This window comes from Collinsella sp. LCP19S3_B7, from assembly GCF_052121795.1.
GTDB lineage: Bacteria > Actinomycetota > Coriobacteriia > Coriobacteriales > Coriobacteriaceae > Collinsella.
Window position 1 is genome coordinate 72,511 of the sequence record NZ_JBQKDO010000002.1, and the last position, 16,611, is coordinate 89,121.

Genomic DNA, 16,611 nt, shown 5'->3' on the forward strand with positions numbered 1-16,611 from the left:
CGATCGCCCCGACATAACAAAATGTCTGCTACCGATTTAATGCCATTTCAAAACTATGCCGGTTTACGGGGCCAAACTCAGGGCCCCCATCCATACCCGCGTTTTCTGTAAAATGACGGCTCGTCTACCTGCGGTTTTATTTTCACGAATATCAGCATGGTTGGGGACTCGTGACTCAGCCCCGTAAACCGGCCTAGTTTTGTCCGAGCGGCCACGTCAAGTGTCTCCGCAAGCCGCTTCAAGCCAAAAATGATCCGTTTTCCTCCGTCCCCAAGGGATCAGCCGGAACCGCTCCACGAAATCGGCCCATCTACTACGTTTAACTCGATACCCCTGACCATACCTTCGTTTTGAGCAAAACCGCAGGCGTTCTACCTGCGGTTTTGTTTTCGCGTTTTTTGACATGGTTGGGGGTAAGGGACTAAACGTAGTAGATGGGCCGGTTTCGTGGCGAGCCCTCCTCGCCTACGCACAAAAGCGCCGCCACGGAGGTGGGAGATACCTCCGTGGCGGCTGGGGGTGGGGGGTGGGGCTATGTTCTGGCTCCCCGCCGGCCGCCCGGGGCCTTTTGGCCCCGGGCGCCGCCAGCGTGCCTAGCGTTTACGGATACCCCAGACCAGGGCTCCGACGCCGGCTATGGCGATAACAAATGCCATGAGCAGTGCGGCGGTCTGCTGGTCACCCGTGGTGGGCAGGAAACCCTTGACCGTCTTGACGATGTTCGTCACGGTCTTGGGCGTGCCGGGATCGGGCGTCGGCACGGGCGTCTCGGGCTTCTTGTACGTGTTGTTGAACACGATGCCCTCGACGCTCTTGTCGCCCTTGGTAAAGGCGACATTCGCCTTGAGGTCGCCCTCGCCGTCATCGGCCACGTTGACGGTCGCGGTAAAGACGGACTTGTCATAGGTCATACCGGCCTCGTCGCCCTTGACCTCGCTGATGGTGTAGACGTACGTACCGGGCTCGTCGTACTCGAACTTGTCGAAGTTGATCTTGCCATCGGCATCGTTGGTGACAGTGGACTCGATGTCCTCGCCAACGAGCTTAAAGCTAAACTCGTCCTTCTTGAGCTCGCGTCCCTCGAGCACCTTGATGGCACCGATGGAGACCTGCGTGGGCATGGCATGATACTTGTTGGTAAAGCCAGCCGACTCAGTAGTTCCCTCGAGCTTGTGCGTCGCGGTCAGCGTGCCGTCGCCGTTGTCGGAGACGGTGGTCACGACGGTGTAGGTCGTGCCGTCATAGGTGACGCCCTTGTACAGGCCGAGCGCGTTGGGGCAAGCCTCGCGCAGCATGTACGTGTGCGCGCCAGGTGCCTCGTAGCGGATCGGGCTCAGCGCGACGGTGCCATTGGCGTCGTTGGTGCCGGTCGCGACAACCGCGCCGTCCTCGAGCAGCTCAAACGTGAACTCGCCTGCTGCAAGGTCGCGTCCGGTCAGGCGCTTGACCGTCTTGACCTGATCGGTCACCACAGAATCGGTAGGCGTCACGCTGTAGGTGTTGGTGAACGTGAAGGCAGCGCCGTCGTCACCCTCGCGCACGACCTTCAGATGTCCGGCACCGTCGTCAGTCACGGTGTAGGAAACCTTACGCGTGGCGTTGGCGTCGTTGGTCACGCCAGGGGCGCTACCGGACTCGGTCACCGTGTAGGCAAAGGTGTGCGAACGCGGGGCGGTGGGGGCTGCGGGCTCGGACTCGCCGCCGGACTCGTCGGCATTGGCGTCAGCGTCGGCCTCTTCAGCCTCTGCCTCGTCGGCCTCGGCTTCGTCAGCTTCGTCTGCCTCGGCCTTATCGGTCGCATCATCCGTCACGCCCAAGGCGCGGTTGAGGTCCTCGAGCGTAAAGTGGATCTTGCCAAAGTCCACGTTGCCGGCCGCGTCGTTGGTTGCGGTCGTGCGCTCGGGCATCGGGGTGCCCGCCTCATCGGCGGTCACGGTAAAGGTGAACTTACCCGTGATATCGGCCGGGGTCAGGCCCTCGGCAGCCTGGAGCTTCTTGGCGCCGGCGAGCGCGGCGTCAACGGCATCGGCGCCGTAGACGTTCTCGAACACGGGCTCGACGCCACCGTAGTCAGGCTTCGCCGTCAGAGTGCCGTCGCCGTTGTCGACGACGATGACCTTAAAGCTAAAGCTCGACTTCGCGGCAGTAATACCCTTTGCTGCGAGCGGGGACGTGTACTCAAACGCCGTGTAGTTGATAGTCCACGCAAGCTTGGCATCCGTGTCGGTACGGATGGCGCGTTTGGCGTTTACCAGGTCGGCAAGCATCTCGGTCGTGTAATGCAGCGCGCCAAAGCTCACCTGGCCGTTGATGTTGGTCGCCACAGTGCCGTCAATGGCTTCCGTCTCGCCCGCATAGGCGATGCCAAAGTAGAACTCGCCGTTGGCCAGCGGACGACCGGTCAGGGTCTTGGTGGCGACAATCTGCGCAAGCTCGCCGCCCGGGTTATCGGTCGATGCGTGGTAGCTGTTGGCGAACGGGACCACGGCGCTCTCGACCTTATTCTCGCCGCTCTTGTGGACCGCCACCGGCGTGCCATTGGGTCCGCCAGAAACGGTCGTCGTAGCGGTGAGCGTACCAGCGCCATCGTCGGCGATAGCGATCGTCACGGTGCGTACGGCCTCGTCGTAGGTGTAACCGGGCTGGCCATCGTTCTTCTCGGCAACGGTGTATGTAAAGGTCTTGCCCGCGTCAGCCTGCGTAAACTTGACCTCATGGCCAGCCAGGATGTCGATCAGGCCAACCGTTGCCTCTGCCGTTGCAGGGGACTTGTACACGTTGGCGCCCTCGTGCAGGCCGAGCGCGATGGCCGAAGCCTCGTCGGCAGGCGTCACGGTAAAGGTGAACTGACCCTCGGTCATGGGACGTCCGGAGAGGCTCTTGCTGAGCTTGAGGCCGCCGGCCGCGGTGTAATCGAGCTCAGAGCGGTACGTGTTGGTGAAGCGGCCGCTTTCCTTCGTGGTGACGTTGGAGGTCAGGGTGCCGTCGCCGTTCTCGGTCACGGTCACTTCGGCGGTTGCGACATGCGCGTCATACGTCATACCGACCGCGCTGCCCGCGTTCTCGCGGATCTCGTACTTGTAGGTTCCGGCAGCCGTGTAGTGGATCTTGCCGAACTTGATGGCGGCGATGCCTTCGTTGTCAGCATCCTGCTTGGTCACGGTTACGGTTGCCGGGTCGGGCAGTGGGGTGCCCTCGGAGGCCGTGATGGTAAAGCTGAACTTGTCTGCATCCGTCCAGTCGCGACCGTCGATGGCCTTGCTCAGGCCAAAGTCGAGCTCTGTGTCGAGCGGGGTCACGCTGTAAGCGTTCTCGAAAGTTGCAGCCTTGACGTCGTCCTTCAGGACATGCTCGGCCTTGAGGGTACCGTCGCCGTTGTCGGTGATGGTGGTCTCAACGGTGTACTTGGCGTTGCTGTAAGTGACGCCCTTGCTGGTGGTTCCGCCGTTGACCTCGCGCAGTGTGTAGGTGTGCTTGCCGGGCTTGTCGTACTTCACGGCGTTCATCGTGATCTTGCCTTCGGCATTGTTGGTGCCGGTGGCGACGACCTTGGCGTCCTCGCCCTCGCCCTCGACGAGCTCGAATCTGAACTCGCCAGCCTTGAGGCCGCGGCCGTCCAGAACCTTGGTCGCGGTGATCTGGTCGGTGACGCGCGTCTCGACGGGCGTCACGCTATAGGTATTGGTGAACGTAAATGCCGCATCGCCGTCCGGCTTGCGGGACACCCTCAGAGTACCCTCGCCGTCATCAGTCACGGTGAAGGAAACCGTACGCGAAGTCTCGGCGTCGTTGGTCACGCCAGCGACCTCACCGGACTCGGTCACGGTGTAGGTAAAGGTGCGCTCGCGCTTCTCGGGCTTCTCGCCCAGAGCCTTGTTAAGGTCGTCGAGCGTAAAGGTGATCTTGCCAAAGTCGACCTTGCCCTTGGCATCATTGGTCACGCTCGCGTTCGCGGGCATGGGTGCGCCCTCTTCACCGGTCACGGTAAAGGTGAACTTGCCGGCAATGTCAGCCGGGGTCAAGCCATCAGGAACCTGCAGATTCTTCTTGCCCACAAGCGATGCCTCGACAGGCGCGGCAGTGTAGGTGTTCACAAACTCGTTGCCGGCATCGCCGTAGACAGCCGTCGCCGTCAGGGTACCATCGCCGTTGTCGACAACGGTTACACATGCGTCAATTGCCGACACGGTGGCGCTCACGCCCGCAGGCAGCTTTCCGGTCTGCTCGGCAGCAATGTAGCGAATGGTCCACGTGGGCTTGTCGGAGCTAGCATCAACCGACGCCTTGCCCTCCTCGACCAGCTTGGCAAGCGACTCGGTCGTGTACGTCAGCGGCCCGAACTCAACCTTGCCGCCCTTGTTGGTTGCATCCAGCAGAACCTCGTCGTGCCCCGCATAGCTCAGCGCAAACTTAAATTCGTCATCGGCCATCGGGCGTCCCGTGAGCGTCTTGGTTGCCTCAAGGGTCAGCGGGGTTTCCGTCTTGGCGCTATAGGTGTTCTTGAACTCGGTCTTGCCCGAGATCTTTTCAACGTCAGCCTTAAGCCCACCCGTGGCCTTAACCGCCACGGTCACCTTGAACGTGGCAACGTTCTCGCTGTAGGTGATGCCACCGGCGCCGCCCTTGACCTCGCGGACCTCATAGGTGTACTCGCCCGGCTTGTTGCAGGTGATCTCGCCGAAGTCGATAGCTGCCTTGCCATTGTCGTCCAGGTCGTCATTGGTCACGGTCGCGGTCGCGTGTGCGGGCATCGGGGCGTCATTCTCGGACGTTGCGGAGAGTTCAAACTTAAACTCGTCCGCATCCGTCCAATCGCGGCCCTCGAGCACCTTGGTCAGGCCAAAGCTGGCCTTGGTATCCACCGTTGTCGGCGTCACGTTAAAGCTGATCTTGCCGTTGTTGCCCAGGTAGGAATTGACATGCGTCGCGGTCGCCTTGGCGGACACGTTGTTCCACTTGGGGTTAAGAACGTCGGTCGCGGTACCAGTGTTGTTGCCGCCCACACTCTCCTTGGTGGTGTGGAGCTCGTCGATAAAGGCTAGGCGCGCGGTTCCCACGCTAAACGAAAGGCTGCCGTCCTCGTCAGCAACAATAGCGCCGTCAAACTTCGCAGCGTCGCCGCCGATAAACTCGATGACGGCAGAGGCGGGCTTGGCCTCATCGTTTTCGCCCTGCTCCTCAAACTCATCCTTGTAGTAATAGGTGCCGGTATCTGCCAGCGAATTCTTTGCAGGCTGCGTGCAGTCCTTGTCCGTGTAAATTGGGGTCTGTTTCTGGAAGTAGTAGTAGCGGTTGGTGTCGGCCGGCTCAAAGGTCGCAACCGTATTACCCAACGCGCCGGTCTCCCACTTGTTCGCGTAGAAGTTCACGGTCTTGGTGCCATCGTCGGCAACGGTCGTATTCTTTTCGATGTAAGCCTTGAGCCCCGTGACCTCCTCAGGCGTAAATAGGTTGTCGAGCGCAACACTCTTCACGCTCGAAGCATACTTCACCTGGATGGGCTTAACGTTGTCGACCGAAAGCTTGCCGTCTACGGTCTTAAAGTGACTCAGCGGAATCAACGACGCAGGAATATTGACCGTTACGATATCGCCCTTCTGGGGATTGTCATCGCCGGCACGCTGCACGGTAATGAGCAGGTCTTTTGCCTTGCCGGTGAACTCGTAGGTGTCGTTATTGGTTTCTTTATTGACCGTCTTGCTCGCCTTGGTAAACGGCGTGCCGTTAATGACGACTTCGGTAAATCCATCAACCTGCATAAAGTCGCCCAGCTCGTCGGTAAACGTGATGTAGCCGGACTTGGTCTCGTCGTAGCCCTTATGGATTTCGGTCGGATAAGGCGCCTCCGATGTGATGGCCTGCGAGATGTCGTCGAAGACCTTCTTGAGCTCTTCGGCATTGGTCGCCGACTTGTAGTAGTCGGAGTTTTCCGCACGCGTTCCGTGAGAATTCCATTTCGTGGCATTGGGGTAGTTGCTCGAAACGGCCTGCATGAACTTGTTCTCTTGGCTTGTCTTCGAATCCTGGACGCTGGCTTTGGGATCCGCGCCATCAAAGATGCCGATAGTATAAACGGTAGCCTTGCTGTCCTTCATGCTCTTGGCGGCCGTTACGGCAGCGTTAGCGACATCCGGATTGAACTCGCTGAAGCTTGTCGGCGTGCCGTCGGTAAAGAACACAACAATCTTCTTGGCGTCCACGCGACCAGAAGTGATGCCCTCTGCCAGCTGCAGGCCATTGTCGGCGCGCGTTGCACCAGCGGGTGTAATCTGGGCAATCCTATCCTTAAGAGCTTTCACGTTGCCGCCGGAGCAATCGGTCAGGCCTTTCATTACCTGCGTGTAATTGTAGGTGTGTTCTCCGTCACGATACGTCCCGTTGCCGATATTGTCGGACTTCTTGCCCGCGAACTTAACGATTGCAACCTTATGCTGCCTATCCACGCCCTCGATACCCTCGTTTTGTTTGGCAATGGTGTCGATGAAGCTGCTGGCAGCGCTCTCCAGTGCATCGATACGCTTGGTGGAATCTCCACCGCCCATCTCACCATCCATCGAGCCAGAGGCATCCAGCACCATCACGATGTCGAGCGGCGTAGTAACCGTCACGGTTGAATTGGACGTCGAGGACATGGCCGAAAGCGTAGTCAGAAAATCCGACTCCTCGTTTTTCTCGGTTGCCTTGACCGTCTTGTCGGTCCAGATTCGGCCGACGTGTTGGGTCGATACTTTATTGCCGCTATGGCCAGCCGCCCAGATTTCCCAGCGGCCGCTGGTATCGGGATCGACGACCTTTCCGGTCATTGTCGGTCCATCCATTCCGGTGCTGGACCTGGCGTTGGCCTCGGGCAGCATGGCAAATGCCGCAGCCGGCAATACCAGCACTACGGCCAGCATCACCGCCAAGAGACCCCTCGTGTACTTACCCATCGCGTCTCCCTTCTCGCAGACTCAGGCCTTGCATCAGCCTCAAGTTACGGAATGAGACACAATTTGAGCAGGTGACACACGTTCCAGATTCGGTTTTGAGCGTGAGACAAATGTCTCACCATAGTTGAGACACGAGCGTTTTCGCAGGAAAACGGGTGCGACTCAAGATGGACGGGGCAAAAGAACCCGTTTTCCTCCGTCCCCGGGGGATCAATTGGTGGTGCTCGCCACGAAACTGGCCTATCTACTATGTTTAACCCGATGCCCCTGACCACAACCGCGTTTCATGAAAAACCGCAGGCGTTCTACCTGCGGTTTCGTTTTCGCGCTTTTTGGCATGGTTGAGGGTAGCGGCTTAAACGTAGTAGATGGGCCCATTTCGTGGCAGACGGGTCGCGCGGCAGCCCTCGCAAGGCCAAAATGGTCCGTTTTCCTCCGTCCACGGGAGATCAAAGGCTGTTACGGATATGGTGCCATTTCAAAACCATGCCGGATTACGGAGCTAAAGTCGAGACCCTCATCCATACCTTCATTTTTTGGAAAACGGCAGGCTGTCTACCTGCGGTTTTGTTTTTGCAATTATCTGTATGGTCGGAGGTTCGCTATCCAGCCCCGTAAACCGGCATAGTTTTGTTAGCGGCAGCCTAACCGCGCGTTTAAGCGCGGGGCCGGCGGGGCATTTTTGCCCCACCGGCCCCTATTCCAGCTCTATTCCAGTGCTACTCCGGCTTGGTTTCTACCGTGGGAGTCTTGTCCGCCGCAACCGGGGTGCGGGTGGTGTCCATACTCAGACAGTGCTTAGGGCAGCTTTCGATGCACTCGCCGCACACCACACAAGCATACGGATCGATCGACCAGATACCACCCTTGCGATCGACCGCAAGCGCGCCCGCCGGGCAGCGACGCGCGCACATACCGCAGCAGATGCACACGTCCATATCGTTGACGATATGCCCGCGCAGGCGCTCGGGCGCCGCCAGCTCCTCCTGCGGATAGCACACCGTGACCGGCTGCTTGACCATAGAGCCCAAGGCCGTCTTGGCAAATGTCATCAAACTCATGCCGCGCCTACCTTTCCGTGCAACTAATGCAGGGGTCGATGGTCAGGATAATCATGGGCACGTTGGCAATGAGCACGCCCTGCAGCGCATGCGTCAGACCCGCCAGATTTTGCGACGTCGGCGTGCGCACGCGGAAACGGTCCAGATTCTTGGTGCCGTTGCCGCGCACATAGTAATACGCCTCGCCGCGCGGTTGCTCAATCACAACCTCGCCGCGCGCGCCATCGGCTGGCGTAAGCTTGGTACGCCCGCCGATGCCGTCGTGCGGAATCTTGCCCACAAGCTCCTTAATGATGTCCATGGCCTGCGTGACCTCGGCGCAACGCACCTGGCAGCGGGCATAGCAATCGCCATCGGTAGCAACGATGGGCTCAAACGCAGCCAGGTCCGCATAGGCACCATCGCCAAACATGCGCACGTCGTAATCCACGCCCGAGGCGCGCCCAAACGGACCGACCATCGAAAGCTCCAGCGCGTCTTTCTTGCTGATCACGCCCACGCCATGCAGGCGCTCGCCGCAGCTGTTGTCGTCCAAAAAGGTATGCACCAGGGCCTCGTAGTCGGGGCGCATGGCGTCGAGCGTCTGGACAATGCCCGACAGCTCGGAGTCCTCGATATCGTGCTTAAGGCCGCCGATCTCGTTAATCGACAGAATCACGCGACCGCCACACGTGCTCTCAAAGATCTTGAGAATCTGCTCGCGCAGGGTCCACGAACGATAGAACAGCGCCTCGAAGCCAAAGGCATCGGCGAGCAGGCCCAGCCACAGCAGGTGCGAGTGAATGCGCGAAAGCTCGTGCAAAATGGTGCGAATATACCGCACGCGGCCAGGCACCTCGATATCGAGCATGCGCTCGCAGGCGCTGGCATAGCCGCAGCTGTGACCCACGGCGCAAATGCCGCAGATGCGCTCGGCGATGTAGCCAAACTGGTGCATGTCACGCTTTTCGGTGAGCTTCTCGAGTCCGCGGTGCACAAAGCCGATCTGCGGAATTGCCTCGATAACGCGGTCGTCCTCGAGCACCAGGTCCAGGTGAAGCGGCTCGGGCAGCACCGGGTGCTGCGGGCCAAACGGAATAACGGAGCGATGTGCCATGGACCTTACGCCTCCTTTTTTTGCTTATCGCGGGCGGCTTTGGCGGCAAGCGCCGCGCGAACCTTGGCCGCTTTCTCGGGATCCATGGCGGCGAGCTTTGCCTCCATCTCGGCAGCCTTGAGCGCGGCCTTGGCGGCAGCCTCGTCATGCTGAGCATCGGAGCCGGCAGCCGCAGTGGGCTGAACAGTGGCGCCCGCGGCATCGCCGACGCTCGCAGCGCCCTCCCCTGCAGCAGCCGCGGCAGCGGCGGCCTTCTCGGCCGCGGCCTTGCGCGCCTTGGCCTCGGCAGCGGCACGGACCTTCATGGCCTTCTCGCGCGCAGCCTTAACCTCGGGCGTGATGACGCTCATGGGCTCGGCAGTCGAGACCTGGTAGAAAAAGCCCTTAAAGTCAATCTGCATGTCGGTAATGGCAAGCCCAAACAGGTCGTGTGCCTCATTTTCAAATGGGAACACCGCAGGGTAGTACGAGCTGATGGACGGAATCTCCTGGTACTGGTCGATGCCCTCAACCACCAGGTTCTCAATCGCATAGCTGCCGTCCTGCGCGATCTGCTCCTGGGCAGCACGAACGTTGATGAACGTATAGACCAAGCGATACGTGCCGTCGTCCACGTTGCGCTCGGCGTGCATCTGTACAAAGCGGGCACCGGCACCCTTGAGCGCCTGGACATGCGACAGCAGTGCATCGAGCTCGACGGTGGTATAGATTGCCTTTTGCATTACTCGGCCCCCCTTGCAGCGGCGGACGCGGCGGGCGTCCCAGCAGGTGCGTCGCCAGCGGCGGGCGCGTCGCCGGCCTCAGCCGGGGCCACAAATCCGTCCTCGCCCAGATCAACGCCGCCATCCCAGGTAGCGGCACCGCCCACGGTAAGCGGGTCGCCGCCGGCGCGCATCACGGCCTCCTTCTGGTCCAGGATGCCGCACGCCTCCACAATGGCGTCGATCACCGTCTCGGGGCGAATGGCACATCCGGGCGCGTACACATCCACGGGAATTGCGCGATCCACGCCACCGATCACGTTGTACGCATCGCGGAACACGCCGCCCGAGCACGCGCAGATGCCGCACGCCACCACGCACTTGGGCTCGAGCATCTGGTTGTAGATCTGGCGCACGACGGGCAAGTTCTGGGCGTTGACCGACCCCGTCACCAAAAAGATGTCCGCATGTTTGGGGTTGCCGGTGTTGACCACGCCAAAGCGCTCCGCATCGAACAGCGGCGTGAGCGAGGCCAGCACCTCGATATCGCATCCGTTGCAGCTCGAGCCGTCGTAATGAATAACCCACGGCGAGCGCGACATTTTATGATCCATGGATGCCGCCTCCTAAATAAACACGTCGATGAGGATGGGCATAAGGTTGAGCAGGCCAAACACCAGCGCCACGCCCCAGCCGAGCTTAAAGCAGCTGCGCCAGGTGCTACGGGCGAAGGTGTTATCGATCAGTACCTCGACAAAATACGTCATGACCATAACGACCAGGGCGACGACCCAGCTCGCCGGGTTGTCCCAAACAAAGAACATGCCCACCCACATCAAAAACAGCACGGTCTCGCACCAGTGCATAAGGGTCATCTTGGCCAGCGTGGTGCCGCTCATCTCGGTGGCGACGCCCTGGACGATCTCCTGATGCGCGTGATGCGAGTACGAAAGATCGAACGGCGACTTGCGCAGTTTGATGGTAAGCACCGCGAGCAGCGCGAGGAAGATGGGCGCGCTGTACACGATAATGGGGGCCGACTGCCCCGTCACGGCGATGGAATCGAAACTATCGGTGGCAAGGTACAGGCCCACACTCATCAGCAAAACGGCGGGCTCGTAACTCATGACCTGCAGCAGCTCGCGGTCGGCGCCGACCTGGGCAAACGGGCTTTGCGTCGAGGAGGACGCCAGCACCACAAAGATCGCAGCGAGGGTAACCATAAAGGCGCATAACAGTGTGTTGGAACCCGACACAAAGATGCCGCCGCCCACCACGGTAAAGACGAGCGCGCACGCCATGTAAGTATCGTCCACGGTGTTTACGCTGGCAGGGGCTTTGCGCAGGAGCTTGGCTACATCGTAGAACGGTTGCAGCAGACGCGGTCCCACGCGGCCCTGCATGCGGGCGGACAGCTTGCGGTCGATGCCGTCGATCAGGCCACCAACCAAAGGCGCCAGCAGGGCAAACGCCACGGTGCCTATAAAGATGCCTACGACACCCGAGCCTTCGAAATACTTGCCGCGCAGCACCGAGGGCTCGCCCATGGCGAGCGTATCGGGACCAATCCATGCGCAGCATAGCAGCGCGAACAGAATGATGCCACAGCACACGATGCTGCCCGCGGGGCCAATACGCTTCTCGCCAAGGGCGTCCTCCAGGTACCAATTGCGCTTTTCGGCCTTCACCTCGTGTCCCATCGAGCCGCGGAAATGACGGTAATTGTCGGTTCCCACGCCCGAAAGATATACGTTTACGTGCGGTTTGTTGCTCACGCGGAATGAAGTCAGCAGCACCACGGCGATAAAAGCCACGATAACCACCATTAGATACATGGCATCCTTGCCAATAACATACGGAACGCGGCCAAACACCATGGCCAAGTAAGGCGACACCAGACCGCTCGAGATAATCGGGAACGCTACACAGCACAGAATCAGCAGCGCGGCGATAGTGTTGAGCGCTATCCATTCGGTCTTATGGACATTGCCCTCCACGTTTTCGGCCGTAGAATCCACGCCCGAGAGCTTGGCGAGCCACTTGCCCCAGAAGAAGAACGTCGCGGCCGAGCCAAAGGCCAGCACCATGATCATGAGCACATTGCCGGTCTGCGCAAACGCCACCAGGGCGCCCCACTTAGACACGAGCATGCCAAACGGCGCCACGAACATGCCCATGATGCCCAGCATCATCAGGCGCGTCAGGTGCGGCATGCGGCTGAACATGCCGTCCATGTCCTCGATATTGCGGCTGCCGATATGATGCTCGGCCGTGCCCACGCACAGGAACAGCAGCGACTTTGCCACCGTATGGAACAAGATCAAGAAGATGGCGGCCCACACGGCCTCGGGCGCGCCGACACCCAGGCAGGCACTGATGAGGCCCAGGTTGGAAATGGTGGAGTACGCGAGCACGCGCTTGGCATTGCTCTGCGAGATGGCCATGAGGGCGGCGAGCAAAAACGTGATGGCGCCCACGCTCGTGACCATAAAGCCGGTCACGGGATAGGTGGCGTACAGCGGGCTCAGCTTGACCATCAAAAACACGCCGGCCTTGACCATGGTGGACGAGTGCAGCAGGGCGCTCGTGGGCGTGGGGGCGACCATGGCGCCGAGCAGCCAGGTGTGGAACGGCATCTGTGCGGCCTTGGTAAGCGCGGCGATCGACAGCAAGACGACCGGCAGCACCAGCAGCGCGGATTGCGCGGTTCCGGCGCCGGAAAGCTCGATCATGCCCGAGATGGTCAGCGGTACGCCGTTGACGTGCAGGAACATAAGGCCCGCCAAAAACGCGATGCCGCCCAGCATGTTGAGGATGATCTGGGTAAAGGCGTTTTTGATGGCCTCGGGCGTGCGCGTATAGCCAATCATAAGAAACGAGCACACGGTGGTGATTTCCCAGCCGCAGAACAGCCACTCCAGGTTGTCGCTCGTCACGATGACGAACATGGCCGAAAGGAACAGGAACATAAGCGCCAGGAACTGCGGGCGTCGGTCGGGCGCGGTCTGCCCACGCAGCGCGGCCTCGTGCTCATCGTGCGCCTGGAAGTCCTTCATGTAGCCCAGGGCATACACGCAGATCAGACTGCCGACAATGCCAACGGCGAGCACCATGATCACGCTCATATAGTCCAGGTAGAGCGGCGTGGCGGTGACGACCTCGGCCGTGGGCAGCGTCATGGCAGCGAAGGCAACCGAACCCACCAGCTGCACCACGCCGAGCACACCGGTAAGCGCGTTCCTATATTTGAACGCGTTGTACAGGATGACGGCGCACAGAATTACGTCGATGACGGAGCTGATGATCGAGAGCACATGCGAGGTGCCGGGGGCAACCTCAAAGCCCTGCGGACCCGTGCCAAAAAATAAGACGGCGACTACAACGGTCACCACCATAATAATGCCGGAGCCCACAAGCCCTACCGCATCGCGGGCTCGGTCACTGCGCGCGAGCAGCATGCCCATCGCCGGTACCAGCGGAAACAGGGTAAGGAAATACAGTAGCGTCATACCATCACTCCCCCATGCAAAAACGCTGCAATTATTTAACGTTATAGCTCAAATTGGGGGTTCAGGCGGCAGGTTTTCGGTCAACTGGGGAGTTTTAGGCGTATGGGGTAAGGGCATGTCCGCTTTGGAGCAGAGAGGCGACGCTCCCCCTATCGTAGCGGCGGGCGCACGGGCCACTGCGCGCGGTTTATTGACCACTTTGAAGGATGTCCCAATAGACTCGCGGCGGTCCAAAAAGTTGGCGCGGCAAGAAAAATGCGCCCCTGCGGACGCACCATCCCGTTCGCTATTCCGCCTTTTTAACGCGCGGTTTACGACCCCGCGGCTTATCGACCAAGGCGGCCTCGCCACCGTCGCGATACTGTCGGCACCAAGCTTTAACCGAAGACTCGCTGGGGATCTTGTGCTTGACCATGACCTCACGCACCGTCAGACCATGTTCCAAGCGGTCCTTAACCACGGCAAGTTTAACGTCAAACGAATATGTGTGGTGATGAGAGCCCGCATTGAGAACGGCGTCGGCGCCGCCAACGGCATACGCACGGGCCCACTGACGGGCTGTGGCCTGGGGGATGCCAAGCTCTGCGGCGAGCGCGCGATGGCCGACCCCTTCTTGGAGGATCTCGACGGCGCGCTGCCTAATCTCGGGCGCATGCGTGCGAGTCCTTGTTGTTTCTGACATACCTGCCACTTCTACTTCTTAGCCTTAAACGTTAAATTGCTTTCTTACGTGCAAGTTAGATAGTAGCATTTTACTGTTTGCTCAAAGCAGTTAATTAAAATAGACGCGGCGCTATCTGGGAATTTGACACCATTTTACGACATTTCTTTATTGATTATTTACGCTGGTAACTAGCTCGTAGCTAATCGTCATTCGCTTGCCAGCAAAATTGGCATCTCTTTATGTCCTTTGGAATAGAGGATATAGTTATTAACCCCTCCTCCAATAATTTTGAGCAGTCTGCAGGGCAGTAGACGCCTCACTCCCCATGATTAGCGCGCATTGCCGTCCACCGGGGCAAAACAAAAAGGGCGGGACCTGCTGCGCTTGCAGGCCCCGCCCCGATTGACACCCGATGGGACGCGGCCGGGCGAGACAGATCCGTGCTACCGCCCCGCCTGGCCGCGATGTTCAACTACAGCTCGTTGGCCGCGTGATATGCCGTGCGAATGGCGTTCGCAATGTCGGCGGTGCGCTCGCCCGAGCAGTCGCCCACACAGGTCACGGGCACCGTAACGCCATCCAAGTCAAACACGTTGGCCTTGGAACCGACGGCCATCACCACGTAATCGCAGGCGATCTTCACCGGCTCCTCGGCGCCGTCATCGGCAGTGCGCACGGCCTCCACGCCCTCGTCGGTAATGGCGGTCAGACGGGTCTTAACATGCTGCTCCACGTTGTGCTCGGCAAAGTCGCTCATAATCAGCGGCAGAATGGTCTCGGACTCGCCCGCGGCAATCTTGTCGAGCATCTCCACGATCGCCACTTCGCAGCCGTGCTGCAGCAGGTACTCGGCAGTCTCGGTACCCACCAGGCCACCGCCAATGACGGCGACGCGGCCCGTAAGCTCCACTTTGCCGGCCAGCACGTCCCAGCTCGAGACGACCTTCTTAGAATCGGCACCCGGAACGGGGATGACCACGTCGTGCGCGCCCACAGCCACAATCGCGGCGTCGGCGGCGTTGAGGTCCTCTGCCGTAGCGGCATGGTTGAGCTCAACTTTCACGTCCAGGCCGGGCAGAATCTTCTCGTAATACTCGACCGAGCGCATGATCTCGTCCTTGCGCGGAGGCGCGGCCGCCAGCACAATCTGGCCGCCCAGATGATCGCTCGCCTCGTAGACGGTCACGTCGTAGCCGCGCTTGGCCGCCACGCGCGCGGCCTCCAGACCGGCAATACCGCCGCCCACAACGGCGATCTTCTTGTCGCCCACGCCCGGCTTAATGGCGATGGTGGCCTCGTCGCCGTTCTCGGCGTTGAGCACACACGAGATGTACTTGCGGTTTTGAATCGCATCGACGCAGCCCTTGTTGCAGTTGAGGCACTCGCGGATGGGTTCGCCCGTGGCGGCCTTCAGCGCAATGTCGGGGTCACACATGAGCGAGCGGCCATAGGCGATGATGTCGGCCGCGCCGTCTTCCAGGATCTTCTCGCCGGCCTCGACCGAGACAACACGGCCCACAGTTGCCACCGGCACGGAGACCAGGGCCTTGACGTGCTCGGCCACGGGCAGCGTCCAGTTGTAGGGCATGGCGCCCATGGACGGAATGGTGTCGCCCATATTGCCGGTGTGGTTGGCTTGTGCAACCTGGATCATATCGATGCCCGCGCCCTCGAGCAGCTTGGCGAACTCGCAGGCCTCGTCGGGCTGCAGGCCGCCCTTGCCACGCGGCGTGCCGTCGGGGTTCTCCATGATCACGGGGAGCTTATACTCCACCATCAGCTGCGGCGCGGCTTCCTTGATGGCAGCGACGACCTCCAGCGCGTAGCGAACGCGGTTCTCAAACGAGCCACCGTACTCGTCGGTGCGCTTGTTGAGGATCGCGGAGCACAGCGAACCCACCAGGCGGTCGCCGTGGACCTCGATGGCGTCGATGCCGGCCTGCTGCGCGCGAGCGGCCGAGGCAGCGATGGCCTCCTTGATCTGGGTGAGCTGCTCTACGCTCGCCTCGTTCACAAAGTGCTGCATGTCGTGGTGCAGCTTGGCATATGCCTGCTTGCGGATCTCGTTGGACTCGGCCATCTTGGCGGCAAAGGTCTCCTCGTCGCCGGCGGCCTTGGCCTCCTGCGCGGCTTTGGCGGCGGCCATGGAGCCCATGACCATGCGGCCGACACCGGGCACGTCGTACTCGGGGTGGAACAGCTGCAGCGCAACCTTGGCACCGTGCTTGTGGACGGCGTCGGCCAGTGCCTTAAACGTGGGGATCTGGGCGTCGGTTGCCAGCTTGGGCGTGGGGCTTGCGGTCATGACGGGAGCGACGTCGCCAATGACGATGTAGCCCACGCCGCCACGGGCCAGGCGCTCGTAAAAAGCCAGGCTGCGCTCGCCGATGGAACCGTCGCGCTCCTCATAGCCGGTGGTCAGCGGCGGGAACATAATGCGATTCTTGAGCTCAAGGGGGCCAACCGTAATGGGCTGGAGCAGCTTGGACGCAGGTACGGTCATGGACATTCCTCTCTTGTAGACGCGGCGGCGATGGTGCCGCGTAGTTGTTTAGAGGATATGGCATGGGGGTACAGCGGCACAACGAAAATCGGCGAATATCAGGTGGAGGCAGGCGGATGGGGCGGGGCGGCCCGTCGGTTTGTCTCAA

Annotated in this window: 8 protein-coding genes; all 8 read right to left on the bottom strand. The window is 60.5% G+C overall.

Features of this window, described 5'->3' with window-relative positions:
• Positions 1-593: 593 nt before the first annotated feature.
• The 8 genes from ACTQW0_RS01235 to bilR all read right to left on the bottom strand — a co-directional run bounded on the left by ACTQW0_RS01235 (position 594) and on the right by bilR (position 16,463).
• A complete protein-coding gene (locus ACTQW0_RS01235) occupies positions 594-6,929 on the bottom strand; it encodes a Spy0128 family protein (RefSeq protein WP_441566548.1) in 6,336 nt (2,111 codons plus the stop codon).
• A gap of 719 nt (positions 6,930-7,648) precedes the next feature.
• Complete coding sequence (locus ACTQW0_RS01240) at positions 7,649-7,990, bottom strand: 4Fe-4S dicluster domain-containing protein (protein ID WP_441566550.1); 342 nt, start codon at positions 7,988-7,990, stop codon at positions 7,649-7,651.
• Between the two features lie 7 nt (positions 7,991-7,997).
• On the bottom strand, positions 7,998-9,086 hold the full coding sequence (locus ACTQW0_RS01245; protein WP_441566552.1) for a hydrogenase large subunit: 1,089 nt from the start codon (positions 9,084-9,086) through the stop codon (positions 7,998-8,000).
• A 5-nt stretch (positions 9,087-9,091) separates the two neighbouring features.
• Complete coding sequence (locus ACTQW0_RS01250; protein WP_441566554.1) at positions 9,092-9,808, bottom strand: NADH-quinone oxidoreductase subunit C; 717 nt, start codon at positions 9,806-9,808, stop codon at positions 9,092-9,094.
• Complete coding sequence (locus ACTQW0_RS01255) at positions 9,808-10,401, bottom strand: NADH-quinone oxidoreductase subunit B family protein (protein WP_441566556.1); 594 nt, start codon at positions 10,399-10,401, stop codon at positions 9,808-9,810. Before ACTQW0_RS01255 ends, ACTQW0_RS01250 begins: the two co-directional genes overlap by 1 nt.
• Positions 10,402-10,413: 12 nt before the next feature.
• Complete coding sequence (locus ACTQW0_RS01260) at positions 10,414-13,296, bottom strand: proton-conducting transporter transmembrane domain-containing protein (protein ID WP_441566558.1); 2,883 nt, start codon at positions 13,294-13,296, stop codon at positions 10,414-10,416.
• A 286-nt stretch (positions 13,297-13,582) separates the two neighbouring features.
• Entirely contained in the window at positions 13,583-13,978 is a 396-nt protein-coding gene (locus ACTQW0_RS01265; protein WP_229770663.1) for a helix-turn-helix domain-containing protein, read from the bottom strand.
• Between the two features lie 454 nt (positions 13,979-14,432).
• Positions 14,433-16,463, bottom strand: coding sequence for a bilirubin reductase, long form (gene bilR / locus ACTQW0_RS01270; protein ID WP_441566560.1), 2,031 nt, complete (start codon positions 16,461-16,463; stop codon positions 14,433-14,435).
• Positions 16,464-16,611 lie beyond the last annotated feature (148 nt).